The organism is Nodosilinea sp. P-1105 (assembly GCF_012911975.1).
In the GTDB taxonomy this organism is placed as follows: Bacteria; Cyanobacteriota; Cyanobacteriia; order Phormidesmidales; family Phormidesmidaceae; genus Nodosilinea.
On the sequence record NZ_SMDQ01000076.1, the window covers coordinates 1 to 26,385 of the forward strand.

Consider the following 26,385-nt stretch of genomic DNA (forward strand, 5'->3'; position numbering starts at 1 on the left):
CACCCCTTCCTAGCGTTTCTTTCTCTCTCCACTTCTCGCCCTCAGAGCCTCTTTCCCATGTCTAGGTCGGAAGAGCCAGATGTTTTCCGGCTTAGAGGTTGTTTAACCAGGTATAGTTTGCCACCAAGAGGCTGTAAGCCCACTGAAGTTTGAGGACATTGGCCTACTCCACAGGTATCACCAGAGATACTCTTTGGCTTTTCAAACAGCCTCTTGGGTGAAGAACCCACGTAAGCCGGGGTTTTGATGTAGCAGGGAGCACAGAAGTTAATTTTTTCTATGACTTTATCCCCAGTTAACCATCAGCCGATATTCTAACGATATATCAATAGCCTGGTGACTTAAAGGGAGCGTGTTTAGGGATACCTGTTCCCCTTAGGTGAGATCAGGTTGTATCTCTCAAGGAGACTTCTATGAGTAGCTTTAGCTCAGATTTGATGAATCGAGACTTTGAGGTGAAAATCGGCGAGTATTTTGGTCGAGGCTGGGAAATTTTCAAGAAAAATGCTGTACAGTTTATTCTCTATACCCTGCTATTAGGGATTATTGTTGGGGTCTTGTCTCAACTTCCCTCACCGCTAGGTGCCCGGGGTGGGGAAGGTAACCCTTGGGGGGGTGGCAACCTAATTGCTAACATCCTGATGCCCATTTTGTTTGCAGGATACTATTTTGTCGCCTTTCAGATTGCTCGCAATCGCAATTATGCCTTTGGCGATTTCTTCCAAGGGTTTCAAAAGTTTTTGCCCATCTTTCTGACATCCTTAGTGTCTACAATTCTAACGGCTATTGGGTTTGTTCTATTCATTATTCCGGGCATTTATCTGGCTGTCGCCTATCTCTTTGCCCAAGCCTTTGTGATTGATAAGAATTTTGAATTCTGGTCAGCGATGGAGACCAGCCGCAAGCTCATTACCCGCAAATGGTTTCCCTTTTTTGCGCTGGCACTGGCACTCATGGTGTTGAACTTCATAGGGGCATTAATTTTGGGGGTCGGCTTACTAGTCACCATCCCCCTGACCTTTTGTATCATTGCCGCCGCCTTTGAGGACATTGTCGGGCTTAACTCGGTGGCGACGACTGGGGATGCTCTGTAGGTGGCCAGTAACGAATTATGGAGCTGTGGCTGGGTGGCTAGGGGACTAGTGCTCTGCGACATAAGTCGGCCAACCATCCCTGATACCCGACACCCAGAACCTGACACTCCCAGTAAAGGGGGGCTTATTTCTGTCAGTCAGGACTAGGAGGTCTGGATTTCGGTTAGCCAGAGAAAAATGTTGAGGGGGCCATTCTTGTCTTGAACATGACTTAATCGTGAAAAATTTGTCCTGATTGGCGCATTTTTTCAGGTTTAGGTTTAAATGAGGAGGGATCTGTAGATCTGTGTCTATCTGTCCTGATGTCCTTCTCATTAAGAACTGGGTGTGGGTAAGCCATATGAAAGGTCCTTGGAAGGCGCGACTGCCTCGGTTACAGCCCGTGAAGCTAAAACCAGTAACGCTCAAACCGCTTGACCTCGGTAAGCGGTGGTCTTATTGGGCGGCGGCGGATAAAACCACGCGGTTAACCTTGGCGGGGGGAGTTGCCTTTGCCGGATTAGTGTTGACCCAGATACCCCTATCACCGTTGGCGCTGGGACGACAACCGAGTCAGGCTGAGCCTTTAAAGTCGTCGTTGTGGCAGACCACGGGCAATGTCCGCCAATCGGTGGTCGATTTGTACCGGGCTAGGCGGGTGCTGATTCAGTCTGCGATCGCGGCTCCACCCAACCCAGAGACCGAATCTGTGGTTGATGCCACAGCCTCAGAATCGGCTACCGATGGGGCTACCTCTGTGGCTAGTCGTACCTCGGCTACCGGGGCACCGGCACCTAACGGTCAGACGGCGACGACAGGTAGTCGCCCCCAAGGTAAAGCCCTGCCCCGTCCTACTGCGCCCCCCAGTGGTCCGGTGGCGGCTAGTGCTTTTGATCCCAGTAAAACCATTGACACTAACTTGGAAATGCGGGTCGCGATCGCCCGTAATGTCTCATCTTTAGAAGTTGCCGCCTCCGTGGATGGTCACCTGATGGACCTGAATGGCGAGAATTTCTGTAATTTACCGGCCCAGCGCAGTTTTGTCCTGCGTCCCCAGGGGGGCGGCATGGCCTTTGGCGACTGCAAACTAAGCGGTAACGTTTGGTTAGAGCCAGGGGAAGGGGGGTATGTCTTTGTGGGTAACCGCTGGTACAAGGGTCGAGTACTGTTGCTGCGCAACAATAACGGCCTGATGGCCGTTAATTTTGTGCTGATGCATGACTACTTAAGTAGTGTAGTAGGTAGCGAAATGTATGTGAGCTGGCCCTTAGAGGCGCTAAAAGCCCAGGCGGTGGCGGCTCGTTCCTATGCGTTGGTACACCATGTACGTCATGCTCGCCGTGCCTACGACCTGGACAATACCCAGCGCTATCAAGCCTATTTGGGCATCGCCAAAGAAACCAACACCACCCAGGCCGCGGTGGCGGCTACTACCGGTGAATTTATTAGCCACAATGGCGGTATCGTTGAGTCTCTCTATGCGGCCACAGACGATATTGTGCTGACCGCCCACCGGGGCAGCGGCATGAGTCAAACCGGGGCGATGCAACTGGCCTCCCAAGGCTATAGCTACACGGAAATATTAGGAAACTATTACCCAGGCACTAGCCTATCGAGGCTGGTGGTGCAATAGAGCGGTGTACGGGGAAGCGGTTCTGGGAAGGCCAAGGGGCAGGAAAACGTCTTACGCGATCGATCCTAGCCCGGTTGCAGTCCCTGTTCTAGGCCCAGACTCCTGCCCGCCCATGGGGCAAATACTCGAAGTCAGCCGAGGGCTACCTATGTTTTTGACAAAAATCTTGTCAGGGGTACCCTTAGCTTGTTATCTTAAGTGAGCGTTGAATTTGCGCCCCCTAGCCGGGATAGCTCAGCTGGTAGAGCAGAGGACTGAAAATCCTCGTGTCGGCGGTTCAAGCCCGCCTCCTGGCATTCAAATCAATCGAGCGAAAAGTCCTAAATCTAAATGATTTGGGTAGTTTCTAGTGCTGCCATGTAATCCGCTGCCCTAAAAAGCATTAGCCTTCGCAAGTGCTAACCGACGGCCTGGCTCACCACGGTTTCCCCATGGCTTCCAATCCGTAGCCCGTGGGTAGAAGCCCACAGCAACAGTAGTGAAATCCCCGAGATAGCGTCAGCATTGCTTGATCGATATTCAGGATGTTTTCAGGGCATTCTCATCCAGCTATTAGGTTGAGCCGCGAAGGTAGGTAGGTAAACAGAGGATTTCGCGATGAAGCTCACTCGGCAAATCATGGTTGGCGGCCTGGGAACCCTGGCGCTTTTGATCGTGGCGGCGGTGGTGCAGGCGGGGGGATGGGATAACTTTAAACTGCAAAACTACAAACTGCAAAACTACGCTCTGACGCGCATATTTCACGACCAGGAGCGAGAGCGAGAAGATTTGCGCGCCCAGGGCAGCCAGCCAGAAGAGGCCACCCGAATTGACTTGACTCAACTGTTAGATGGGGGCCACCCAAGGACGGAATTCCTAGCATTGACAACCCCATCTTCGACTTCAAGTAACCAGTGATATGATGCTAGGAAGCTAGGGGTGTCCGAGCAAGTCGGACTGAGATCATACCCTAAGAACCTGACCTGGGTCATGCCAGCGGAGGGAAGCGTTGATTGAGGTGATTCACCGAAGCGACGAGGGTCGTGTTCTAGCTCTCAGGTCTGAGCCTGGGAGAATAGTGACTGGGTGTTCTAAGTCATAGACGTTCTAGATCACAAGAGAATGCGATCGCACTTTGGGGTTCCTTGTAGGGTTCGGGCTTTACATATCGTCTCCCGGCATCCTCTAGCCATACCGACACTTTTTGGAGAACGCTATGCGTACAGAGTGGATTGCCAAGCGCCAGGGCCAAGCCAACGTCTCTCAGATGCACTATGCCCGCCAAGGCATCATCACCGAAGAAATGCAGTATGTGGCCCGGCGGGAAAACCTTTCTCCCGAGCTAATTAAGGACGAGGTTGCCCGAGGCCGGATGATTATTCCCGCCAACATCAACCACCCCAACCTAGAGCCCATGGCCATTGGCATTGCCTCCAAGTGCAAAGTCAACGCCAACATCGGCGCATCCCCCAACACCTCTGACATTGCCGCCGAAGTTGAAAAACTGCACCTGGCCGTGAAATACGGGGCCGACACCCTGATGGATCTCTCCACCGGCGGCGGCAACCTGGACGAAATCCGCACCGCCATCATCAACGCCTCCCCCATCCCCATCGGCACCGTGCCGATCTACCAGGCATTAGAGAGCGTCCACGGCAACATCGAGAACCTCACCGCCCAGGACTTCCTGCACATCATCGAAAAACACGCCCAGCAGGGGGTGGACTACATGACCATCCACGCCGGGATTTTGATTGAGCATCTGCCCCTGGTGCGCGATCGCATCACCGGCATCGTCTCTCGCGGCGGCGGCATCATCGCCCGCTGGATGCTGCACCACCACAAGCAAAACCCCCTCTACACCCACTTCGACGATATCATCGAAATTTTCAAAAAATACGATGTGTCCTTCTCCCTGGGGGATTCTCTACGCCCCGGCTGTCAGCATGACGCCTCCGACGCCGCCCAGCTAGCCGAGCTGAAAACCCTGGGTCAACTCACCCGCCGGGCTTGGGAGCACGACGTGCAGGTGATGGTCGAAGGCCCCGGCCACGTGCCCATGGATCAAATCGAGTTCAACGTCCGCAAGCAGATGGAAGAGTGCAGCGAAGCTCCCTTCTATGTGCTGGGGCCGCTGGTCACCGACATTGCCCCAGGCTACGACCACATCACCTCCGCCATCGGCGCGGCCATGGCCGGGTGGTACGGCACCGCCATGCTCTGCTACGTCACCCCCAAAGAACACCTGGGCTTGCCCGATGCCGAGGACGTGCGCAACGGCCTGATCGCCTACAAAATTGCCGCCCATGCCGCCGACATCGCCCGTCACCGCCCCGGTGCCCGCGATCGCGACGACCAGCTCTCCCATGCTCGCTACAACTTCGACTGGAACAAGCAGTTCGAGCTCTCCCTCGACCCCGAACGGGCCAAGGAGTACCACGATGAAACCCTGCCCGCCGACATCTACAAAACAGCGGAGTTTTGCTCCATGTGTGGGCCGAAGTTCTGCCCCATGCAGACCAAGGTGGATGCCGACGCCCTGACTGAACTGGAGAAGTTCCTAGCCAAGGAGGCCGTGGCTAAAGCGTAAGCGCTGCTAATCCCCTCCCTGGGAGGGGTGTCCGTTCGCGTTCGCGTTCGCGAAGCGTTCCGAGGAAAAGCGTTCCGCAGGAAAGGGCGGGGTGGGGCTCTCCGCGCTTGAGTTGACCCACCCCTGCCCCTCCCAAGGAGGGGATTTCGGACCTTAATGATGCCAATTTTCTACAGATGCCAACCCTAAAATTAAAACTTGACGCTGCACTAGTGCCCTGCGGCATCAGTCGGCCAACTGTTCCTGGCACCTGAAACCTAACCCCTGAAACCCTTAGCCAGGGTTGTCATATGTCTGTCGACCCGTACTAGGGGTGAGTAGATAGCGGCCTGCTGCCATGGGGGTGAGCTTGGCTGATAGATCTCAGGATATGTCTCTTGGCTTAGGGGAGAAAAGCATAAGTCTCCCCTGGGGTAGTCAACGGCGGGGGGCGCGATCGCGCTAAATGGCAATGCCCCCTTAGAGACCTGCACCATGACTATTTCCCCTGAGCTTCAGACCCATCAATCCTTTTGGCTGGCGTCAACCTTACCCTCCAGCTATCCAGCCTTGTCCCAGGATATTGCGGTCGATGTGGCGATCGTGGGGGGCGGCATAGCCGGCATTACCACCGCCATCCTGCTGAAGCAAGCGGGTAAGCAGGTGGCTGTACTGGAGGCCGACCGGGTGGCCGCAGGGGTGTCTGGACATACCACCGCCAAGGTCACCTCCCAACACCAGCTCAAATACGCCCACCTGATCAAAGACCTGGGGGTAGACAAAGCCCGGCTCTATGGAGACGCCAACCAGGCCGCAGTGGAACAGGTGGCTACTTTGGTGCAAAAGTACTCCATTGACTGTGATTTTGAGCGCCAGGCAGCCTATGTCTTTGCAGAAACCTCAGACACTTTAGCGTCGGTGCATCAAGAGGTGGAGGCCGCCCAGTCCCTAGGGCTACCAGCTAGCTTTGCCCCTACCCTACCCCTGCCCTTTGCCACCCGAGGGGCGGCCAAGTTTAGCCACCAGGCCCAGTTTCATCCCCGCAAATACCTGCTGGCCCTGGCGGCCCAGGTGGATGGAGACGGGTCTTACCTCTTCGAGCAAACCCGAGTCAGTACCGTTGATGGTGAACACCCTAGTCAGGTCAAAACCCAAACTGGCTTTACCGTAACGGCCCAAGATGTAGTGGTCACGACCAACCTACCCATCCTGGATCAGGGCCTATTTTTTGCCAAAGCCTATCCCCGCCGGTCATATTTGATTGGCTGCCCGATTGACCCAGCCCAGGCCCCCAGCGGTATGTTCATCGGCACAGGGGAAGGGTATCGGTCCATTCGCACTACCCCCACTGACGATGGCGGACGACTGTTACTGATTGGCGGTGAAGGTCACAAAGTGGGCGATGTCTCGGATACTGAAGCACGCTTTGACCGACTAGCCATCTATGCTCGCGATCGCTTTGGCGTTGTTCCAGCCTACCACTGGTCTTCCCAGGATATGATGTCCTTCGACCAGGTGCCCTATGTGGGCCGACTAACCCCAGCCCACCAGCACACCTATGTGGCCACTGGGTTTAGTCTTTGGGGCATGAGCAATGGCACCGCCTCAGCCATGGTGCTCAGGGATTTGATTCTGGATCAGCCCAACCCCTGGGCCGAGCTGTACGAGGCCACCCGTGCTACCCCCTTTGTCACCCAAGACTCCCTGAAGAAAAATCTGGAAGTAGGGGCCCACTGGGTGGGCGATCGCCTCAAAGGATTGTTCGACAGCCCCGACAGCGTCGAACCTGGGGAGGGTAAAGTTGTCAACGCTGGGGTAGACAAAGTTGCCGTCTACCGAGACCCTGCCGGAACGGCCCACTCGGTATCGGCCGTGTGCCCCCACCTGGGCTGCATTGTGGCCTGGAATGCCGCTGAGACCAGCTGGGATTGCCCCTGCCACGGCTCCCGCTTCGATACCGAGGGCAATATTCTACAGGGGCCAGCGGTCCAGGGGTTGGAGCGGAACGATTAAAGACTAGTGGTCTGTATCTTCAGGTGTTTTAGCCCCCTGCTCCATGTCCTTGAGGGCTTGCCAGCGGAGTTCTAGTTCTTCTCGCTCCTGCTTTAGACTACGCTCTAGCTCTTGAATTTCGTCCCGGCGGGCGGCGGTTTCTAAGGCCCGGCGGTCTACATCCTGGCTTTTTAGGGTAAGGGACTGCCGCCAACGTTCAGCTCGCTCAATTTCCTGCTCTAGAGCTTCGGGGGTAACCCCGTGGGTCAAGTACTGTTCAATCAGGGTTAACACCCAGGGGGTAGCATCCTGAACCGTCTGCACCTGGTTCAGACGATCCAACTCGACTAGCACTAGGCTGCCCTCTTGAAAAGACAGCAATTTGGTGGTTTCAATCAACCGCTCTGCAGGCATCAGCAGCCATGTGGCTTCAGCCGTTTGTTGAGCCAGCAGTAGCAGTTCTGCACCGCCCAGGAATGCTTTTTTTTGGACCCTTGCCAGGTACTGCATCAGTGGCTGACTCCTTGCCCCTACGGCCTTGAGTATAGCGGCTGTGGCCACTATTAAGGTAGGCTTTGGGCGGTCTAAGTTTTGCTGTTCTAACCTAGGGAATCACCCATGGCTTGCATTGTCTTTACTGACCTGGACGGCACCTTGCTGAATTCAGAGACCTACGCCTATGAGGCTACACTGCCCATGCTGGCTAAATTAGCGGCCCAGGGGATTCCGGTGGTGCCGGTGACCAGTAAAACCCGGGCCGAGGTGGCCCAACTACGGCAGGATGTGGGGCTAACCGACCCATTTATTGTGGAAAATGGTAGCGCCATTTATATCCCCCTAGAGCAAACCTCCTTTACGTTACCCCCCAAAACAGAGGACGCAGACGATATAGACGGCTACCGGGTATTGCCCCTAGGCTGTAACTATGTCACGGCCAGGGCTGGGCTCAAGGCCATTGCCCAGTCCCTAGGCCGTCCCCTAAAGGGTTTTGGCGACTGGTCTGTGGATCAGGTGGTGCAACTGACTGGGCTATCGACTGAAGCGGCTAAACAGGCCAAGGCGCGGGAGTTTTCAGAACCGTTTATGACCCCCAAAAATGTGGCTGCCGATGACTTGCAGCAGGCCGTAGCAGCCATGGGCTTTCGGGTTGTCCTGGGCGATCGCTTTTCTCATCTATTAGGGGGTGGGGCCGGTAAGGGGGCCGCGGTCCATCGCCTGGTGAACCTGTATCAGGCGGCAGACAACCCAGTCACCATTGGCCTGGGGAATAGTCCCAATGATCTAGATATGCTCACCGCTGTCGACCATGGAATTGTGCTGCCAGGGGCGAACGGGCCCCATCCTGACTTAGCCCATCGAGGGTGGACCATTGCCCCCGCCCCGGCCCCAGAGGGTTGGGCCCTGGCCGTAGAAGCCGCCCTGGCGGCCCTGCAGCGTTAGCATTTTTTTATCTGACAGTGGGTAAAGCTCCTGTAAACCTGGGCTAGGTTCCGCCCGATGGCCGATCCCAATTGATAGACTTGCAGGGGACTATGGCCCTCCACCCTTTAGGAGTTGTCGATTAGGACCTTACTTACACATACTTACACCATTGACTCATACACCCGATAATATGTCTGGCGGGTTAAATCAGCCTCTATGAACCTCGATTGGAACACCTTAATCACAGGGGTCGCAGCCCTTCTGCCGCTGCTGCTCTTGATTACCTCTAGCTATTTAGCCCTGGAGTGCGTTCTGGCATTGTTCGGCCTTCGCCCGAGGCCACAACCCGAGGCTGCTATCCCCTCTGATTTGACCCTGGCGGTGCTGGTACCGGCCCACAACGAGGCCAGCGGCATTCAACGCACCCTCAGCTCGATTCAGGCCCAACTGCGATCGCAGGATCGGCTTTTCGTCGTCGCTGACAACTGTACCGACGACACCGCTGCGCTGGCCCACCAGATGGGGTCACGGGTAATTGAACGCCATAACCCTAACCAGCGGGGCAAAGGCTATGCCCTAGACTTTGGCTTGCAGCAGCTTGCCGCTGATCCCCCAGACATCGTGGTGCTGGTTGATGCCGACTGTGACCTGCACCCCGGTTGCCTTGGGTTCCTAGCGCAACAGGCCAGCCAAACCGGCTGCCCAGTCCAGGCCACTTACCTGATGGAAACCCCAGCTAACGGTACGGTCAAAGACGGCATTTCCGCCTTTGCCTTTAAGGTAAAGAACTTAGTACGGCCTTTGGGGCTGTTTTACATGGGACAGCCCTGTTTGCTCACAGGTACCGGCATCGCTCTGCCTTGGTCAGCCGCTACAGCGGTCAGTGTTGCCAGCGGCCATATTGTCGAAGATATGAAGCTAGGACTAGATCTAGCCTTGGCTGGCTACCCGCCTCGATTTTGTCAGCCCGCCCGGGTGATCAGCCGACTGCCCAGTAGCGAAACCTCTGCCACCACCCAACGTACCCGTTGGGAACATGGCCACCTGATCATCTTTCGCGACTATGCTGTTCGCTTATTCCGCCAAGGTATTCGCCATCGCCAGGTGGGTCTGATTGCCCTGGGGTTAGAGCTGTCAATTTTGCCCATTTCTCTACAAGTGGTAACGACCTTAGCCTTGGTAGCTCTAACGACCTTACTGGGCTTAGCCGGGGGAGAATGGCTGCCGTTTTATCTGGCTGGGTTAGCTTTCCTGTGCCTGGTCTTTGGCCTTATCCTGGCCTGGCTAGGCTATGGCCGCACAGATGTCAAACCCCGGGAGTTGCTCCAAATTCCGGCTTATATGCTGACTAAGGTGCCCCTGTACAGCAAGTTTATGGTCGGTCCAGAAAATACCTGGGTGAGAACTGAACGGGATAGCTAGTACACTGAGGCATAAGTCGGCCCACCATTCCTGACCCCTGTGTAACCCACCCCTGCCCACTTCGACAGGCTCAGCACAGGCCTCCCAGGAGGGGATACCGGCACCTGACAGCCTCAGCAACGGTGGTTATATTTCTGCCAGGCAGTACTAGTCGAATCAATACTCCATCATAGTCACCTATATCCTTCCCCGGGTAGATTGAGTCTCAGCCCCTGGGTAGGAGGCTAGAGCATAAGTGGTTTACTCCATCAAATATGGCCATTGTTTTCTTGAGTTTAGACAGGGTTTTGAGGGTCGGACAGCTTGTCTGGCCTTTTAGCTTGGCCCAACTTTTTGACGAGCCCATCACCGACCCAGTCGCTGTCTTTTTGACTATTTTGGCGATTATGTTGGTGGCGCCGCTGTTGGTAGAGCGACTGCGGTTACCAGGAATTATTGGCCTGATTTTAGCCGGAGTGGTGGTTGGCCCCCATGGCCTGGGCATCCTAGAGCGAGACAGCACCATTGTGCTACTGGGTACCGTGGGGCTGCTGTTTCTGATGTTTCTGGGCGGTCTCGAAACTAGCCTGGACGATCTTAAACGCAACGCCGATAAGCCAATTATTTTTGGCCTGGCCACGTTTTTGGTGCCGATGGTACTGGGGACAGGCATGGGATTGGTCTTAGGCTACAGCTTTTGGGCCTCTGTTCTAATTGCCTCCTGCTTTGCCTCCCATACCCTGGTGGCTTTGCCAGTGCTCAACAAGCTGGGGATCATGCGCCACCCAGCGTCGACAGCCACCCTAGGGGCCACCCTGATTACCAATGTCTTGGCCCTGTTAGTGCTGGCCGTTGTCGTCCGGGCCGATGAGGGGGATTTGACCCTGGGGTTTTGGTTCTTTTTGATTCCATCGTTGATTATCTATACCTTTGCCGTCCTGTGGGGAGTGCCCAAGCTAGGACGCTGGTTCTTTAAGAAATTTGGTCAAGATGAGGGGGCAGAATTTACCTTCGTCCTGGCAGCTTTATTTGTGGTGTCGTACCTGGCCAGCCTGATTGAGATTGAGCCCATTGTCGGTGCCTTTTTAGCTGGGGTCGCCATTACCCAAATCATTCCCCGCCTCAGCCCGCTGATGAACCGGGTGCAGTTTATTGGCAATACGCTGTTTGTACCCATCTTTTTGATTTCGGTGGGCATGCTGGTGGACCCCCTGATCCTAGTGCGCGAGCCCGAGTCGCTGCTAATTGTGACGGTGATCGTGCTGATAGAGTTGGTCAGTAAGTTTATTGCCGCTTGGGGAACCACCCGCTGGTTTGGCTGGGGCTTCCCCAGCACGATGGTGATGTTTGGTCTATCGGTGGCCCAGGCGGCCTCAACCCTGGCGGCCATTACCATTGCCTATGACATCGGCCTGGTGGATGAAGTCGTAGTTAACGCCATTATCATGATGATTTTGGTGAGTTGTGTGATGTCTCCGTGGGTGGTGGCTCGCTGGGGACCCCAACTGCAACGGCAGCCGGAACCAACCAACAAAACTGAGGCTGCATCAGGGACTGATAAACCAGACGAGCCCGTTTTGGGTAAGCGAATTCTGGTGCCAGTGGCGAACCCCAACACCGAAGATAATTTGCTGCAGCTGGCGATCATTTTGACTAAACGGGTCAAAGGTACCTTGCTGCCCCTGCATGTGTTGCTGGATCACAAGCAACCTATCGTGGAGTCATCTAAAACTAACCAGCAGCGATTGCTAGACACCGCTGAAAATATTGCCGCTGCGGCCGCTATTCCAGTGGAAACCATTGGCCGACTAGATGACTCGATCGAGTGGGGGATTTTGCGTTCTATCCAAGAGCGCAATGCTGATTTGCTGATTTGTGGCTGGAAAGGGTTTTCCACCTATCGGGAAAACTTCTTTGGCAGCGTTATCGATACCATTGTGCGATCGGCCCCAATTCCGGTATTGGTCAGCCGCTTTCCCCAACCGATTGAAAACACTGAGGATATTTTGTTTGCGATTACCGGTCGGCAGGCCAATATTTCACAAATTAAAGCCACCCTAACCATTGCCCAGGCCTTGGCAGAGGAACTCAAAGCCCCCCTGCGGGTGTTGCAATTTGTGGTCAACTCCCCCCACGATAGCCAGGTGAGAGGGCTTCTGGAACAGGCTAAGGTTAATTTGCAGTCCATCCGGGGTAACCCCGTGCGACGCATCACTGAGGTCTTGGAGCCCAATAGCCTGCTGATTTTGATTGAAAGCACCTACCGGGTGGGGCAGCCAGCCCTGGGCCGCGAACCCGAGGCGATTACCCGGGCCAACTGGGAGACCAATATCATCATTGCCAATTTCCCCTCCTAGTGGTCTGTCAAGCCAGCAGTGACGGGGCGATAGGGTCTGCGGTGCGGTCTACGGTGCACGGTCTACAGTTTGCCTTAAACCGCTTAGATGTCCAGATCCCAGGGTGCTTAGGCTGATTGGCCATGAGTTTCGGGGCATCTCAGGGCAGAACCCTGGGATCTGTACCAGCGTTCTAGGCGTCGGGGGTAAAAACGTAGCGGGTTAGCACCCGCATGGCCTCCCGCTGACGATCTGTGGGGATTGGTTTGCTCCACTCAATTGATTCTGAAAATCCTAAGTGGCTCATCTCCAAAATTACTCGGTCCACCGCCGAGGGGCGGCCAATGACTAGAATCCGAACTTTATCGCGATCGCCCCCTGAGGTGAGACTGGCGCCTTCTTCTGATAAGGCTCTGGCGTATAGAAATGTTTTTGGCATAGTGAGTTAAAACATAAAGGGTTCAACATACGTCCTCCGTGACGACTCAGGTGAGTATCGATGGTTGAACACCCGTAGGTGTCGTTATCCGAATGCGTTATCCGAATGCTGTAGGTACACCTATCCCTAGTCTATTTAGACTACTGGGGAACGGTCTGGCATTTAAGGGAATTTACGGAGATTTCACTGATGGCGGTCAGGTGGCAACAGCTGAATTTACGCGATCGCGCCCCATAACGGCGCCACAGGGCTACAGATCAGCATTGTCCATAGAGTTAGGTCTTTACGGCTGCTTGTTAAAGAAGTAGTACTCTGAGGCATAAGTCGGCCTACCATTCCTGACACCTGTGTAACCCGCCCCTGGCCCTCCCAGGAGGGGATGCCGGCACCTGACACCCTCAGCAGCGGTGGTCATATTTCTGCCAGGCAGTAGTAGGTTGAACCAGCAAGCAGGGTAGGACATAGGCAAGGGGAGATCCCTTGGCTTATTCTAGGGAGGCTGGTCAGTGGCTGTGGAGGGAGATAGATAGTGGCAGATGGGTTACGTTGGCGCTTAGGGCGAGTGGGGCTGAGGCGAGTGCTCGCCGTGATGTTGGTGTTGGGCCTAACCAGCTGTGCCGTGCCTCAGTTGAAGGCTGAAGATCGACTGTTTTTGCCGGTAACCGCCGAACTACTGGATGTGTACAATCTGCCCCCCCAAGAGTTTCAAGATACGACGGTAGGGGGGCTCTCAGCTTTGGCCTACGATCGCCAGCGTGACCAGCTTTATGCCCTATCCGATGATCGCGGTCAATTTGGCCAATCTCGGTTCTACACCCTATCTTTGGAGGTGGACCTGGATAGCCAGCGGCAACCCCGGTTCAGCCAGGTGACTATCACCAACGTCACCCCCCTCAGCGATACCCAGGGCAACCCCTACCCCAGGGGCTACCTAGACCCGGAGGGCATGGCCCTATCCCCTCGGGACACCCTGTACATTGCCAGCGAAGGGGATGTGCGCCAAAATGCCCCACCCCTGATTGGCGAGTTTGACCGTACCACTGGCCAAATCCTCACCAGCCTGCGGATTCCCGATCGGTTTTTGCCCGACGCCGTTGAATCCCCGACCCAGGGGGTGCAAAACAACCTCAGTTTCGAGTCGTTGGCCATCAACGCCGCCCCTGGCACGGCGGGCCAAATTGAACCGTTTCGTCTGTTTACCGCCACCGAGTCGGCCCTGGTACAAGACTACGAAGACGACCCCAGCCAGCCCCTGAACAGCCGCTTTTTACATTACCTGGTAGGCGAAGACCAGGCCACCCTACTGGCCGAATATCGCTATCCCCTAAGTTTAGAGCCCAGTGGGGCCGTGGTGAATGGGCTAACCGCTCTGGAGGTGATCGATCAGGGCGGGCATTTTCTGGCCCTGGAACGAGCCTTTGGCCTGCGGGGCTTTGCGGTCAAACTGTATCAATTGGCGACTGGCGGGGCCACCGACACCTCGTCTATCTCCAGTTTGCGGGGGGACGTGTCGGGCCTATCGCCCATCCGCAAACGGCTGGTGCTGGACTTTGCCGATACCCCCCTAGAGGTCGACAACTTGGAGGGCATGACCCTGGGTCCCCGCCTGCCGGACGGCAGCCAGAGTCTGCTGATTGTGAGCGATAACAACTTTGAGGGCGATCGCGCTACCCAACTACTGCTGTTGCGGCTGATAATTTAGTTAGTGCCCATGGATATGGCCTCAGACCCACCCCTAGACTTGGCGATCGAGGCGGATGCGACCTCTAAACCACACTCGAAGCCTATGCCGCTCTAGAAGTTCCCAAGGTCTGGATTTACGACAACGGTAAACTCACCGTTTATCGCCTCAAGAACGGTGACTATCAGCAGTCTATCGAGAGTGCCGTTTTTCCGAGTATGCCAATGGCTGAATTTATTCCTAGCCTGGTGGCCCAGGCGTTTACAACGGGCACCAGCCCGATGCTGCGCGGCCTCAGACAGCAACTGCAATCGGGCGAAAGCGCACTGTGAAAACCTTTGGGCCACTTGTGTCCAAGGGCTAGGGTGCAGGGCTTTTCGCTAAAGACGCTAACACGAAAAACCCAACTGCGATCGCAGTCGGGTCCGTTTGATGTGAGTCAGATGCGAACCAAAGGACTGGGTAGCGATCTATGGTTCTGCTTCATCATGACAACTAATTACCTTGCGTAGATTAATCGCAGCTTAAAATCACTGAAAAGTCTGATCAGGGTCTTGGGGCATCACTTCCCGGGTGGAGCGTTCTAACAGGTTGGCCCGCAGATTCTCTCGCCGCTGGCGGTTGCGGGCCAATAGGTGACGAGCCCGTTCTTGTGCTGACTTCATATTTACCTCTAAAATTCTGTATCAAAAGCTACTGAACTGATATTTCAAGCATAACCTTACTTGGGGCGATTCAGGTTAAATTTCCTCTATGGCAAAGTTAAGAATTATTCTCATCACCACGGCAGACGCACAGGCCTGCTCCTACGTTCCCTTGGCATCATTCCCCGCCAGGGTAAACACACGGGTCTGCCCCTACGTTTCTCCGTCACCCATTCCCTCCTTCACACCTCCATTCTCCCCCATCACCATTCCCCGCCAGAGCAGATACACAGGTCCACCCCCACCCATTCACCCATTCACCCATTCACCCATTCACCCATCACCTCCCCACCTCTTCACCCATCACCTCTTCACCTCTCCACCTCCCCATTCAAAACTCAAAACTCAAAACTTCCCCACCACCCCTACCCTCCGGGAAACCACTCCGCATCTACACCTCATCTCCCCCATCCACCCATCCACCCATCCACCCATCTCCCCATCTCCCCATCTCCCCCATCCACCCATCTCCCCATCCACCCATCCACCCATCTCCCCATCCACCCATCCACCCATCTCCCCATCCACCCCTTAACATTTCTTATAATTAAAGCCGCCGTTCAACCAGGTACCTGACTCTTGCTGCTTGCGATCGCCCCTAGCCTGCTGGCCCTAGCCCTGGTCGATGCCATCAATCAAGGCTTCACGACTCTGGTGCAAGTGCTTGAACAAACCCTGTTTGTCAGCGTCTACGGGTTGCCGTTGGTGGTGATTTGGCTGATGGGGGGAGCGGTATTTTTTACCTTGCGGTTTGGCTTTATTAACCTGCGAGCCTTTGGCCATGGGGTGGCGGTGGTACTGGGCCACTACGACAGCCCCGACGAACCTGGGGAAGTCTCCCATGCCCAGGCGCTGTTTACAGCCCTATCGGCCACGGTGGGCTTGGGTAACATTGCCGGGGTGGCGATCGCGGTGCAGTGGGGCGGCCCCGGTGCTGTGGTTTGGATGACCCTAGCGGGGTTTCTGGGCATGTCTACCAAGTTTGTGGAGTGCACCCTGGGTCAAAAATATCGACTGGTAGATAAGGATGGGCGGACTGCTGGGGGACCGATGTATTACCTGTCTCAGGGACTGGCGGATTTGGGCTGGCCCACCCTGGGACGCTGGCTGGCGGGGTTATTTGCCGTCTGCTGTCTATTAGGGGCTCTGGGCGGGGCCAATATGTTCCAGGCGAACCAGTCCTTTGCGGCGGTCGCCACTATCGCCCCGGCCCTGGTGGCCTATCGTCCCTGGTATGGGGTGGGGTTAGCACTACTGGTGGCTCTGGTGATTTTAGGGGGTATTCGCCGCATTGGCACCGTGGCCAGTGTGACAGTACCGGTCATGGCCGGGGTCTATATCGCTGGGGCGCTATGGATTTTGGTGAGCCACAGGGCTGACCTATGGCCAGCGGTACAGGCGATCGCCCAGGAGGCCGTGCATCCCCAGGCGGTGGAAGGGGGTGCCCTGGGGGTGCTGGTGCAGGGCATCCGTCGGGGGGTATTTTCCAATGAGGCGGGGATTGGCACCGCCGCGATCGCCCATTCAGCCACCCGCACTAAAGAACCCGTGCGGGAAGGACTGGTGGCCATGTTAGAACCGTTTATCGATACGGTGGTGATCTGTAATTTGACCGCCCTGGTGTGTGTGGTGACGGGGGTTTACCAGCAGGCCGGACTGTCAGGGGTGAATCTGACCCTGGCTGCCTTCGGCACCGAATTGCCCTGGTTCCCAGCGGTATTGACCGTGGCCATTAGCCTATTCGCGTTTTCCACGATTATTTCCTGGTACTACTATGGGGTCCAGGCCTGGCAGTACCTGCTGGGTTCTCGGTTGACCCTGGTTTACACCAGTCTTTACATTAGTTGCGTGTTTTTGGGGGTGGTATCAAGCTTGGGGGCAGTACTGACATTTAGCGATATGATGATGTTCGCCATGGCCTTCCCCAGCGTACTGGGGGGCATATTGCTGTCCAATCAGGTGGCCCAAGAGGCCCAACAGTACTGGCAGCGGTTGGGCATTCCCCAGCCTCGCCCCATAGTGAATCTAAGCTTGCAACTGTCCCGTTACCTCTCCTTAGGATCTATCGAGGTATCAACCCAGGTCAGGGATGAGCACCTCCCCTAGCCTCGGCCCCACCTACCGCAACGGCCATGGAAATTGACATTCTACTTTTGACGGTCTACTTCATCTGCATTGGCTATGTGATTTATCAGATGGCCCTGTCGGTGGAAGCTGCCCTAGAAGACCAGGTGGTGTTGGTGGCAGATCAGGAAGGTCTGGAAGCTACGGTGCGATCGCAAATGGTGCAGCAAGGCTTTTCTGAAGACGCAGCTGAGGGGGTATCCGCCGCCCCTGCCCCCCTGCGGCCGACCACAGCCCTGCAACTGAGCATGCCTGAACCAAAGACGATAACCGATGAAGCAGGCAACCCCACCCAGGGACGGGTGTTAATGCAGGTGCTACCCCAGGGGCCCCAACCATTACAACCGGTGCCGGGGTTGACGGTGCAGGTGCTGAACCAAACCCAGGGGGTGCAGGTGACCGTAGACTGGGACCGCAGTTCCATCAGCCGTGTGAATAATCAAATTCGCCGGGCAATTCGCATTACCCCTGGCATGCGGTTGGACCTGGGTTTGCCCCAGGTGACCAGTGTGGTCAACCCCAATCAGTTCCTTAGCGCTCTGATCACCAGTGAAGATACGTTTACCCGCAACCCCGACACCCAGGTATTGCAGGTGGCCGCCCCCCTGCTGGACTTGCAACGGATGGCGGTAATGCCCGCCACTGCCCGCTATGCCCTGGACCTGGTGGTGCAGTTGACCCCTATGGCCGGACGGGGGGCGCGATCGATTGTGCTGCTGGTGCCGTTTCACTTCAGGGTAGAGGTATTACCGGCCCAGCCAGCGGTTCCACTGTTGAACTGGCTGATGAGGCGTTAGGGATAGGCTATGGCTTTTTCAGGCCATATTGCTGAATGGCCTGATCTAGCTTCTTCGCTAACGAAGTCCAATACGACCCGATTTCGGGGCAGGGGGGCAGCTACAGCTTGAGTTGGTGCAATATCTACTGCAAAATAGGTTTAACGTCGATATAATCCCCTAAAATCGCGACCTGCCTCCATCACCCGTTGGGTCGGTGGCAGTTGAAAGGGCCTAGAAACAAACGCTTTAGCCCATAAACACACCCATGCCACAGAATGTTCGTCTTTCGTCTGGAATTGAGGGGCTTGATGAAGTCTTAGACGGTGGATTTTTGCCGAGACAGACCTACCTTGCCCGGGGTGGTCCTGGCTGTGGCAAGACAACCCTGGGCTGGCACTTTCTCACCGCCGATTTAGAGCATGGCGGGCCTCGGCTGTTTATTAGCCTGGGGGAAGCTAGCGAGCAGCTGAAGCGCAATGGGGCGGCCTCAGGGTTTCCAGTAGATGCTGTGGAGGTGCTAGACCTTAGCCCCGATGTGGACTTCTTTGTCCACAAGCAGGGCTATGACCTGTTTGCCGCCGCCCAGGTGGAGCAGGCTTCTCTGAACGACCGAATTGTGGCCCAGGTCAGGGATCTAAAACCACAGCGGGTGTTCATCGATTCGATCACTCAACTCCGTTACTTGGCCGCCGATGCTTACCAGTTTCGCCAGCAGGCCGTGAGCTTCCTGCGATTTTTGCTCCATGAGGGGGCGACGGTGTTATTCACCTCGGAGGCCAGCCAGGAAGCCCCCGACGAAGACTTGCAGTTCATTAGCGATGGCATTTTGACCCTGGACATGACCCACCAGAGCCGGGGGGTAGAGATGTCTAAGTTTCGGGGGAGCTCCTTTCGCAAGGGCTACCATGCCATGCGCATCAGCGATCGCGGCTTGGTGGTCTTTCCGCATCTGATCGCCAGCGATGGCCCCGTGACTTCCGGCTTGCCCCGCCTCTGCCCGGCCGGTATTCCTGAAATTGATGAATTGCTAAACGGTGGGATTGAAACTGGCACCATTACGATTATTTCTGGTCCTAGTGGTGTGGGTAAAACTACCCTGGGGCTACAGTTTATTAAAGAAGCGGCGGGTCGGGGCGATCGCTCCGTCGTCTACCTGTTTGAAGAAGCCGTCGATACCTTGTTAAATCGCTGTGAAGGCATCAACATTCCGGTGCGGGCCATGGTAGAACGGGGTACCCTAGCCGTCGTCAAGGTTGACCCCTTGCTCTATTCCCCCGATGAGTTTGCCCACCAGGTTCGCCTGGAGGTAGAACAGGCAGGCGCGAAAATCATTATGGTCGACAGCGTCCTGGGCTATAAGCTCTCCTTTCAAGCGGATGACTTGATTCGTAATATTCACAGTCTTTGCCAGTACTTGAAGGGGAAAGGTGTCACCACCCTCCTGACCAACGAAGTTGAGACCATTACCGGCGACTTTAAAGCCACAGAGTTGGGGGTATCGTATCTGGCTGACAATATTATCTTTCTGCGATACCTGGAAATTCAGGGGCAGCTACGGCGGGCGATCGGCGTTTTAAAGAAACGCCTCAGCGACTTTGAAAAAACCCTACGGGAATTTGAAATTTCCCGCTATGGCATAAAAGTCGGTCGTCCGTTGACCCAACTGAGGGGAATACTAAGTGGAGTTCCTGAATTTTTGAAATCTCACGACTATGAGTCATGATTGGCCTCTTAGCTTATCTAATCCCCCAGAGGATTTAGGGCATCAATGGCAATATCGTATTTTGCTGGGGGTAGATCATCAGCAAAATAACCGGTTGCTGGCGGCACTGTTGGGGCAGTTTTACAGCTTACAAATCTTGCCTGGGCCGTCGCCCCAATGGGGTCAAACCTACGACCTGTGCATTTTCGACAGCCTCTTTTTCAGCCGCCATACCCAAGAAATTGCCGAGCAGCGGAGGGCAGCTAGTCCTGTTTTTCTACCGTTTTTGCTGTTAGCTAAACAGACTCACCTACCATTGCTCACCGTCGCCCAGCGTCAGCAGGTGGATGATGTGATTACCATCCCTGTCGACCAAACTGAATTGCTGATGCGGGTTGAGTCTTTGCTGCGGACCCGGCAGCAGTCCCTGAAGCTCAGTGCTATGCTGGCCCAAGAGCAACTGCTAGAGCAGCAGCTCCAGGCGGACAACCAAATCCTGCAAAAAATGGCCACCCAGGATGGGCTAACGGGGATTGCCAATCGTCGCGCCTTTGACGAAAAACTAGCCTATGAATGGAAGCTGGGCCGCCGGGAACGTAGCTCTCTGGTGCTGGTGCTCTGCGACGTTGATTATTTCAAGGCCTACAACGATACCTATGGCCATGTGTTGGGGGATCAGTGCCTGCGGGCGATCGCTGGGGTGCTCAATACGGTCATCCGGCGACCCGCTGACATGGCCGCCCGCTACGGTGGCGAAGAGTTTGCCCTGATTTTGCCGAACACCGACACCGAGGGGGCCTTACACATTGTTAATCGCCTGCGCCGCACCCTCCAGGCCCGCGCCATCCCCCACCAAGCCTCCTCAATTAGGGGGACCATCAGCCTCAGTTTTGGTCTGGCTGAGGTAATCCCTACGGACCCGTTTGACACCAGCGATCTAGTGCGGGCCGCCGATGCAGCGTTATATTGCGCTAAAACTGAAGGCCGCGATCGCGTCATCGTCGCCCCACCCCTAGACCACCAGGACTGATACCGTTAGCGAAGGAGTTTCTATTAAATCGCTATTGATGGGCACGCTGCCCTTTGCCCGTCCTACATTTACTGCCCCGACATTATCTCTAACCTCCGGGAACCCACGCTCTGGCGTCAATATCCTTCGGGAAGGGCAAAGCCCTACAAAATTTGAAACTTTCCACCTCCCCCCATCACCATCCCCCGCCAGGGCAGACACAGAAAAAGGCAGAAGGTTGTAGGGCTATGCCCGTGCGAAGCAGGCAGAAGGTTGAATTTTGAATTTTGAATTTCCCTCTTGTCCATCCACCCTACCCTGCGGGAAGCCACTCCGCGTCTACACCCCATCCCCCCATCTTCCCCATCCCCCCATCTCCCTGTCACCCCTTCTCCAACACCACCAACAAGCGAGTCGCAAACAAGCCAGGAAACCGATCGCAGACCCGATCGATCGCCCGCATCAGCGGCAGGGCTGCATCCGGGTACAATTGCGGTTTCGAGTATCCCCCGGAGGCCACATAGGCAATGGCCGCCAATCGCTGCACCTGCACCACCCTAAACCCGGCGGTATCCACATCCTGCTCGCCGCCCAAAAAAATGCGGCTGGCGTTGCCCTGGGCGGCATAGTAGTCCAACTGCTGGGAGGACCAATGGGGTGGGGCCTGCCACTGGATTGGCTGATTTAGGGCCAGGGGTTCGGGGTGCAGGGCGCCGTAGACCAGGCGACCTAGCAGGCTGACGCAGGGCTCAAACAAGATCACTCGCCCCCCCGGCTGTAGCACCCGGTGAAACTCACCAAGGGCGGTGCCGGGATAGCGCAGGTGGTGAAACACATCAAACAGAATTAGATTGGCCAGGCTATGGGCCGGAAACGACAGGGCATAAGCATTTTCTATCTGGTCGATCCAGGGGTTGGCGAACAGGTCCGTGCGAATACAGTGGGGAATGGTGGTTCTGATGTCGGCGACCCCAGAGCCCAACTCCACCACAGGTCCAGCCAGCCCTGGGCTAAGGTGGCGGGCAATGGCCCGGTGGAAATCCTGGTATATTGCCCTGAGGCAAGGCTTCTTTTGCCAATGTTGTCGATTTTGTTGAATCTCTTGATCGTGTTGATGAATGTTCCCCATGGCCGCCGTTTGGTGAGCTGAGTGATGTGACCATGATGGCACCGTTGCGTCCTAGTCCCTATCGCGATCGCACCATCCCCTGGTCAGCTTACCTGAGCTTGACCCTGTGGGTAGGTTTTTTGTTGCTGATTCGCAGTCCCCAGCAAAGCCTGATGGCCCATGACGAGGGCTGGTATGCCCAGCAGGCTCGCTGGATTGTGCAAACCGGCGATTGGGTCACCCAGTCATGGTGGGGAGAGCCGATTCACGACCGGATGATGGGGATTCAGTGGCTGATTGCATCGTCGTACCAGCTGTTTGGCATTAGCGAAGGGACGGCTCGGCTACCTAGTGCGATCGCCTGCTGGGGGACGGTCTTACTTACCTTTGAAATTGGGCGGCGCTGCCTCACAGCCCCCATGGCCTGGTGGGGGGCGGCAATTTTAGCGGTCACCCCCATCTGGATGCAGGCCGGACGGTTGGCCATTCAGGAAGCTTCCCTCACCGCCCTAGAGCTACTGGCCATTTGGGCGCTGTTGCGGGCCGAGGATCGCCCGGTTCATCGGCGGCGGTGGGGCCTATTAGTGGGCATCGCCTTCGGTCTGGCCTTCATGCTCAAGAGTGTGATGATTTTTGTGGCCCTGGCGGCGCTGCTGCCCTATCTCCTGCTCGATCATCCCCGCCACCGTCACCTGTTGAACCCCGGTCTATATATCGGCTTTTTGATCGGGCTGATGCCAGCCCTGGGGTGGTTGGGGTTGAGTGTGCAGCGCTTCGGCACCATGCCGCTGGAACGCACCTTTGGGCTGATTGTCAGCCTCTCTCAGGAGAGCTACCACGAGGCAGGGCCCTGGTACTACCTGTGGAATATTCCAGTCAATAGCTTCCCCTGGCCGCTGCTGGCCCTGGCGGGGCTATGGCTGGGTTGGCAGTCCCCGTATCCCCGCAAAGCCCTGTGGCTGGGGTACCCGGTGGTGTTTTTTATCTTGCTCACCCTGTTTAGCACCCGCACCTGGTACTACCCCCTGCAATTTGCCCCGTTTGTAGCTCTCCTGGCGGCCCTGACCCTGACCCATCTAGGGCAGGTGTATCAATCGGGGCGGCGACGGCGGTGGTTGGTGACGGGTACTACGGCCTTGATGGGGCTACTGGCCCTGGGGATGATTGGCTTTGGGGTGGTGGCTTGGGGCCACCCCCCCTGGCTACCCCAAGCCGAGGCCCGCCGCTATGCCCTGGTGGTAGCCGCCGCAGGGGTGGGGTGGCTGATGCCAGCGGTGGTCTACTGGGGCGATCGCCAGAAATTAGCCTTTGGGCGCCGAACCGCCCTTTGGAAAGGGGGCTGGCTGATGGGTCCCTGGGGGGCGATCGCCCTACTCTATGCTACTGGCCTCTGGGGCAACTACAACCCAGAGATTAAAACCGCCCTGACCACCCCACCCCTGGCCCCAATCTTGACCACCGAGCCCGTGAATGTGGTGCATAACCCCAACGCCTTTAACCTGGCCAGCCAGGACATGGTGATCCTCACCTTTTACTCCCCCCAGCCCGGGGTCGCCGTCACCGATGGGGCTGAGCTTAAGGCCGGTTCCCTGGCCTGGATCTGGGCGGATGATTTAGCCCAAATGCCTCCCGGTACCGAGGCGTTAGGAGGAGTTAAAACCTGGCGTTTGGTCCGAGTTCCCTAGTACACGGCGGTACCAGTCGGCCTCCAATCCTGCTCCTTAGCACCTGTCACCTAACACCTGTCACCTGCCACCTAACACCTGCCACCCTCCGTAAAAGTGGTGGTATCTCTGCTAGGCAGTACTAGGGTAAGAAAACCGAACCCCTCCCAAGCCCGGGGTTTGCTAGGCTTGAGCTAAGTTCTTAAGCCAATCATGGCAGCGGCTCTGGTATGACCGTCATATCAGCCGTGATTGAGGCTCCATGGTGGGTCCCGGGGTTGAGTACAATGGAGCCGCTGGGCATTGGTCTAAGCATAGGCATGTAATTTCAGGAGGAAAGGATGGCTGCTACTGACTTCAAAGATTACTACGCCGTGTTGGGGGTCAGTAGAACCGCTGAGGCTGACGACATTAAACGGGCCTTTCGGAAGCTGGCCCGTAAGTATCATCCGGACGTGAACCCAGGAGATAAAACCGCAGAGGCCAAGTTCAAAGAAGTGAGCGAAGCCTATGAGGTGCTGTCTGACCCTGATAAGCGCAAAAAGTACGATCAGTTCGGTCAATATTGGCAACAGGCGGAGCGGGCTGGGGCTGGGGCTGGCACCTATGGTAGTCCTGGCGACTTTGGCGGCTTTGACTTTAGCAATTACAGCAGCTTCGATGAGTTCATTAATGAATTGTTAGGGCGATTTGCTGGCGGGTCCGGCATGGGTGGCCCTGGCGGTAGCCGTAGCCGCACCTACACTTACGGTGCCCCTGGGGCAGGCAGACCTTCGGGGTTTGGCTTTGACACAGCCGGCAGTCAGTCCTTTGACCAAGAAGCTAATATCAACCTGACCTTTAGTGAGGCCTTCCACGGCACCCAAAAGCGCCTGCGCATTGGCAACAGCGAGGTGGAGGTTAGAATTCCCCCAGGGGCCAAGCAGGGAAGCAAAATTCGCCTCAAGGGTAAGGGCCAGATAAACCCCTACACCCAACAGCGGGGGGATATTTATCTGGTGGTGCAACTGTCACCCCACCCCCTGTTTAAGCTCGATGGTGACCGGTTGGAATGTGAGGTGCCCATTACCCCAGATGAGGCCGTGCTAGGGGGTAAAATCGATGTGCCGACCCCCGATGGCAGTGTGACCATGAACTTGCCAGCGGGCATAAAGTCTGGGCAAACCTTGCGATTGCGGGGGAAAGGCTGGCCCAGCCCCAAGGGTCGCCGGGGTGACCAGTTGGTGAAGGTGGTAATTGCCCCGCCCACCAGCCTCAGCGAAACCGAGCGGCAGTTGTACGAGCAGCTGCAGGCCGCTCGCAGCTACAACCCGCGTCAAAGCCTGGTGCAGACTAAGCTTTAAGCAGCTTGGGAGGGTGCCAGGTTCTGGTTATCAGGTGATAGGAGTAGTTGGCCGACTTATATCCTGGCCGACCAGTGGTCAGTAGCCAGTGATCGCCTTTATGGGCCGAATGACTATCAACCCTGCCTACTGGGAAATAAACCCGGTTGCCAACAGCGGCAGCAGGATCAGCAGGGCAATAATCAGCACCAGAGTGCCGGGTTCAATAGCGATCACCGCCTTCTCTGAGGTCGGCTTTTTCTTGGGGTTCCCACTTTGAGGGTCTTTGGGATCAACCATGGGTCAAGTCCAAACTTGCTAACAATGTCCGGTTTGGGTACCGGGGGGTAACTCTAGGGTATCGCCTAGGGTTGTTCCTGTATGATAGGCCGCCAGTAGCACATCGCTGGTTTTACCCCAGGCGATCGCCCCCTGGTGGTCAATGGCGATCGCGCCAAAGTCGCGCCCATTAGCGGTAGCTTCAGCAAAGGACTTGGTCAAGGCGGCGGCGAGCCCTAGACCATCGGTGACCCGCACCACCACCCGCACTGCCAACGCTGCATCAATAATATCTTCACCAATCCCAGTGCAGCTGACGGCGGCGTAGGGGTTGGCATAGGTACCGGCGGGCATGGCTGAATCGCTCACCCGGCCCACTCGTTCCAGCCCCTTACCACCGGTTGAGGTTCCCGCCGCCAGGTAACCTGCCTGATCGAGCACCACCACCCCGATGGTACCCCGACGGGCACTGGCTGCTCCCCCATCAGCGCCATCAGGGGGAGCAGCCACCACCCCAGCCATGGCGTTTTGAAAGTTGTGGGTCCGCTCTTGCAGCCACTCTTGCAACCGTTGGTCGGTGATCGGGTCAAAGGGCGGCAGCCGTAACTCCCGGGCCAGTTCCATCGCCCCCAGGTCAGAGAGGACTCGGTCTGGCTGAGCTTGCAGATAGGCCGCCAGGGCGATCGGGTGTTGCACCCGGGAGGCGTTGATTACACCGCTAAAACGCTGGGTCTGGCCATCCATCAGCCCGGCACTCAGGCGCACCTGCCCGTCTGATTGCAGCACTGAGCCATACCCGGCGTTAAATCGAGGGGCATCCTCTAGCAGTTCGCAACCCAAAATCACACAATCCCGGGCAGTGCCCCCGGCCTGGGCCCGCTGGTAGATTTGCCCGACAATGGTGTACAACTCCTGGCGGATGGCCGCCACCCCGCCCCGGTGCCCCAAAGAGCGCCCTGCCCCGCCATGGATAATCACTTTGGGCCCAATCGCTGTCATCGGTTTTGTCCTGGTAACTGGTGTTGAGTCAGAAAAATAATGCCGGGAGAGGTGACTTGGGGCTCCCGGTTCGCTCATTTTTGAGTGAGGTCGGCCAATTAGGTTAGATTTGGGCTATGGAAACTCCTCTAACCGTTATCACAGAACGGGTTGACGATATTCCCCTGCTG

The 26,385-nt window shown here is 56.3% G+C and carries 21 protein-coding genes, 1 tRNA gene and 1 riboswitch; of the genes, 16 read left to right on the top strand and 6 right to left on the bottom strand.

The window, feature by feature from the left end; translation table 11 throughout:
• Positions 1-413: 413 nt before the first annotated feature.
• The 6 genes from E1H13_RS22570 to E1H13_RS22595 all read left to right on the top strand — a co-directional run bounded on the left by E1H13_RS22570 (position 414) and on the right by E1H13_RS22595 (position 7,267).
• On the top strand, positions 414-1,094 hold the full coding sequence (locus E1H13_RS22570; protein WP_169616945.1) for a hypothetical protein: 681 nt from the start codon (positions 414-416) through the stop codon (positions 1,092-1,094).
• A gap of 340 nt (positions 1,095-1,434) precedes the next feature.
• Entirely contained in the window at positions 1,435-2,706 is a 1,272-nt protein-coding gene (locus E1H13_RS22575) for a SpoIID/LytB domain-containing protein (protein ID WP_169616947.1), read from the top strand.
• Between the two features lie 223 nt (positions 2,707-2,929).
• Positions 2,930-3,002: transfer RNA gene (locus tag E1H13_RS22580), tRNA-Phe, on the top strand.
• Positions 3,003-3,303: 301 nt separating this feature from the next.
• Positions 3,304-3,603, top strand: coding sequence for a hypothetical protein (locus tag E1H13_RS22585; RefSeq protein ID WP_169616949.1), 300 nt, complete (start codon positions 3,304-3,306; stop codon positions 3,601-3,603).
• A gap of 7 nt (positions 3,604-3,610) precedes the next feature.
• Positions 3,611-3,707: riboswitch (TPP riboswitch) on the top strand.
• Between the two features lie 194 nt (positions 3,708-3,901).
• On the top strand, positions 3,902-5,275 hold the full coding sequence (thiC, locus tag E1H13_RS22590) for a phosphomethylpyrimidine synthase (protein WP_169616951.1): 1,374 nt from the start codon (positions 3,902-3,904) through the stop codon (positions 5,273-5,275).
• 474 nt (positions 5,276-5,749) lie between these two features.
• Positions 5,750-7,267 (top strand): FAD-dependent oxidoreductase, encoded by a 1,518-nt coding sequence (locus E1H13_RS22595; RefSeq protein WP_169616953.1) that lies wholly within the window; start codon positions 5,750-5,752, stop codon positions 7,265-7,267.
• Positions 7,268-7,270: 3 nt separating this feature from the next.
• Here E1H13_RS22595 and E1H13_RS22600 read toward each other — a convergent pair whose 3' ends face one another.
• On the bottom strand, positions 7,271-7,756 hold the full coding sequence (locus E1H13_RS22600) for a hypothetical protein (RefSeq protein WP_169616955.1): 486 nt from the start codon (positions 7,754-7,756) through the stop codon (positions 7,271-7,273).
• Between the two features lie 108 nt (positions 7,757-7,864).
• On the opposite strand from E1H13_RS22600, the gene E1H13_RS22605 reads away from it, so the two are divergent.
• The 3 genes from E1H13_RS22605 (at position 7,865) to E1H13_RS22615 (ending at position 12,426) form a co-directional block, all read left to right on the top strand.
• Positions 7,865-8,686, top strand: a complete 822-nt coding sequence (locus E1H13_RS22605) for an HAD-IIB family hydrolase (protein WP_169616957.1) — start codon at positions 7,865-7,867, stop codon at positions 8,684-8,686.
• Between the two features lie 198 nt (positions 8,687-8,884).
• A complete protein-coding gene (locus tag E1H13_RS22610; RefSeq protein ID WP_169616959.1) occupies positions 8,885-10,090 on the top strand; it encodes a glycosyltransferase family 2 protein in 1,206 nt (401 codons plus the stop codon).
• Positions 10,091-10,344: 254 nt separating this feature from the next.
• Positions 10,345-12,426 (top strand): cation:proton antiporter, encoded by a 2,082-nt coding sequence (locus tag E1H13_RS22615; RefSeq protein WP_169616961.1) that lies wholly within the window; start codon positions 10,345-10,347, stop codon positions 12,424-12,426.
• A 172-nt stretch (positions 12,427-12,598) separates the two neighbouring features.
• Here the strand turns inward: E1H13_RS22615 and E1H13_RS22620 are convergent, their stop codons facing one another.
• A complete protein-coding gene (locus E1H13_RS22620) occupies positions 12,599-12,844 on the bottom strand; it encodes a hypothetical protein (RefSeq protein WP_169616963.1) in 246 nt (81 codons plus the stop codon).
• Positions 12,845-13,373: 529 nt separating this feature from the next.
• On the opposite strand from E1H13_RS22620, the gene E1H13_RS22625 reads away from it, so the two are divergent.
• Positions 13,374-14,546, top strand: a complete 1,173-nt coding sequence (locus E1H13_RS22625) for an esterase-like activity of phytase family protein (RefSeq protein ID WP_347404210.1) — start codon at positions 13,374-13,376, stop codon at positions 14,544-14,546.
• A gap of 509 nt (positions 14,547-15,055) precedes the next feature.
• Here the strand turns inward: E1H13_RS22625 and E1H13_RS27780 are convergent.
• Complete coding sequence (locus E1H13_RS27780) at positions 15,056-15,190, bottom strand: hypothetical protein (RefSeq protein WP_256378560.1); 135 nt, start codon at positions 15,188-15,190, stop codon at positions 15,056-15,058.
• Positions 15,191-15,808: 618 nt separating this feature from the next.
• Between E1H13_RS27780 and E1H13_RS22635 the strand changes: the two genes are divergently transcribed.
• The 4 genes from E1H13_RS22635 to E1H13_RS22650 all read left to right on the top strand — a co-directional run bounded on the left by E1H13_RS22635 (position 15,809) and on the right by E1H13_RS22650 (position 20,864).
• A complete protein-coding gene (locus E1H13_RS22635) occupies positions 15,809-17,335 on the top strand; it encodes an alanine/glycine:cation symporter family protein (protein ID WP_206070871.1) in 1,527 nt (508 codons plus the stop codon).
• Between the two features lie 26 nt (positions 17,336-17,361).
• Positions 17,362-18,150 (top strand): hypothetical protein, encoded by a 789-nt coding sequence (locus E1H13_RS22640; protein WP_169616965.1) that lies wholly within the window; start codon positions 17,362-17,364, stop codon positions 18,148-18,150.
• 247 nt (positions 18,151-18,397) lie between these two features.
• The gene (locus tag E1H13_RS22645) at positions 18,398-19,855 is read left to right on the top strand and encodes a gas vesicle protein GvpD (RefSeq protein WP_169616966.1); all 1,458 of its coding nucleotides are present in this window, start codon (positions 18,398-18,400) and stop codon (positions 19,853-19,855) included.
• Positions 19,845-20,864 carry a diguanylate cyclase gene (locus E1H13_RS22650; RefSeq protein ID WP_169616968.1) on the top strand — a complete coding sequence of 340 codons (1,020 nt, stop codon included), beginning with the start codon at positions 19,845-19,847 and terminating at the stop codon, positions 20,862-20,864. Before E1H13_RS22645 ends, E1H13_RS22650 begins: the two co-directional genes overlap by 11 nt.
• A gap of 361 nt (positions 20,865-21,225) precedes the next feature.
• On the opposite strand, the gene E1H13_RS22655 is transcribed toward E1H13_RS22650, so the two are convergent.
• Complete coding sequence (locus E1H13_RS22655) at positions 21,226-22,014, bottom strand: methyltransferase domain-containing protein (protein ID WP_347404211.1); 789 nt, start codon at positions 22,012-22,014, stop codon at positions 21,226-21,228.
• Between E1H13_RS22655 and E1H13_RS22660 the strand changes: the two genes are divergently transcribed.
• Together E1H13_RS22660 and E1H13_RS22665 are read left to right on the top strand one after the other, a co-directional pair.
• Positions 22,005-23,636 carry a glycosyltransferase family 39 protein gene (locus tag E1H13_RS22660; protein ID WP_169616981.1) on the top strand — a complete coding sequence of 544 codons (1,632 nt, stop codon included), beginning with the start codon at positions 22,005-22,007 and terminating at the stop codon, positions 23,634-23,636. The two genes, E1H13_RS22655 and E1H13_RS22660, sit on opposite strands and share 10 nt — an antisense overlap.
• 320 nt (positions 23,637-23,956) lie before the next feature.
• Positions 23,957-24,958, top strand: a complete 1,002-nt coding sequence (locus E1H13_RS22665) for a DnaJ C-terminal domain-containing protein (RefSeq protein ID WP_169616970.1) — start codon at positions 23,957-23,959, stop codon at positions 24,956-24,958.
• A gap of 126 nt (positions 24,959-25,084) precedes the next feature.
• Here E1H13_RS22665 and E1H13_RS22670 read toward each other — a convergent pair whose 3' ends face one another.
• Positions 25,085-25,237: a hypothetical protein gene (locus tag E1H13_RS22670; RefSeq protein WP_169616972.1), complete on the bottom strand. Its 153-nt coding sequence runs from the start codon at positions 25,235-25,237 to the stop codon at positions 25,085-25,087.
• A gap of 18 nt (positions 25,238-25,255) precedes the next feature.
• The gene (locus E1H13_RS22675) at positions 25,256-26,215 is read right to left on the bottom strand and encodes an isoaspartyl peptidase/L-asparaginase (protein ID WP_169616974.1); all 960 of its coding nucleotides are present in this window, start codon (positions 26,213-26,215) and stop codon (positions 25,256-25,258) included.
• Between the last annotated feature and the right edge of the window lie 170 nt (positions 26,216-26,385).

Coding starts and splice junctions, on each gene's coding strand:
- E1H13_RS22570 (WP_169616945.1), top strand. CDS start 414: ATGAGTAGCTTTAGCTCAGATTTGATGAATCGAGACTTTGAGGTGAAA.
- E1H13_RS22575 (WP_169616947.1), top strand. CDS start 1,435: ATGAAAGGTCCTTGGAAGGCGCGACTGCCTCGGTTACAGCCCGTGAAG.
- E1H13_RS22585 (WP_169616949.1), top strand. CDS start 3,304: ATGAAGCTCACTCGGCAAATCATGGTTGGCGGCCTGGGAACCCTGGCG.
- thiC (WP_169616951.1), top strand. CDS start 3,902: ATGCGTACAGAGTGGATTGCCAAGCGCCAGGGCCAAGCCAACGTCTCT.
- E1H13_RS22595 (WP_169616953.1), top strand. CDS start 5,750: ATGACTATTTCCCCTGAGCTTCAGACCCATCAATCCTTTTGGCTGGCG.
- E1H13_RS22600 (WP_169616955.1), bottom strand. CDS start 7,756: ATGCAGTACCTGGCAAGGGTCCAAAAAAAAGCATTCCTGGGCGGTGCA.
- E1H13_RS22605 (WP_169616957.1), top strand. CDS start 7,865: ATGGCTTGCATTGTCTTTACTGACCTGGACGGCACCTTGCTGAATTCA.
- E1H13_RS22610 (WP_169616959.1), top strand. CDS start 8,885: ATGAACCTCGATTGGAACACCTTAATCACAGGGGTCGCAGCCCTTCTG.
- E1H13_RS22615 (WP_169616961.1), top strand. CDS start 10,345: ATGGCCATTGTTTTCTTGAGTTTAGACAGGGTTTTGAGGGTCGGACAG.
- E1H13_RS22620 (WP_169616963.1), bottom strand. CDS start 12,844: ATGCCAAAAACATTTCTATACGCCAGAGCCTTATCAGAAGAAGGCGCC.
- E1H13_RS27780 (WP_256378560.1), bottom strand. CDS start 15,190: ATGAAGTCAGCACAAGAACGGGCTCGTCACCTATTGGCCCGCAACCGC.
- E1H13_RS22640 (WP_169616965.1), top strand. CDS start 17,362: ATGGAAATTGACATTCTACTTTTGACGGTCTACTTCATCTGCATTGGC.
- E1H13_RS22645 (WP_169616966.1), top strand. CDS start 18,398: ATGCCACAGAATGTTCGTCTTTCGTCTGGAATTGAGGGGCTTGATGAA.
- E1H13_RS22650 (WP_169616968.1), top strand. CDS start 19,845: ATGAGTCATGATTGGCCTCTTAGCTTATCTAATCCCCCAGAGGATTTA.
- E1H13_RS22660 (WP_169616981.1), top strand. CDS start 22,005: ATGATGGCACCGTTGCGTCCTAGTCCCTATCGCGATCGCACCATCCCC.
- E1H13_RS22665 (WP_169616970.1), top strand. CDS start 23,957: ATGGCTGCTACTGACTTCAAAGATTACTACGCCGTGTTGGGGGTCAGT.
- E1H13_RS22670 (WP_169616972.1), bottom strand. CDS start 25,237: ATGGTTGATCCCAAAGACCCTCAAAGTGGGAACCCCAAGAAAAAGCCG.
- E1H13_RS22675 (WP_169616974.1), bottom strand. CDS start 26,215: ATGACAGCGATTGGGCCCAAAGTGATTATCCATGGCGGGGCAGGGCGC.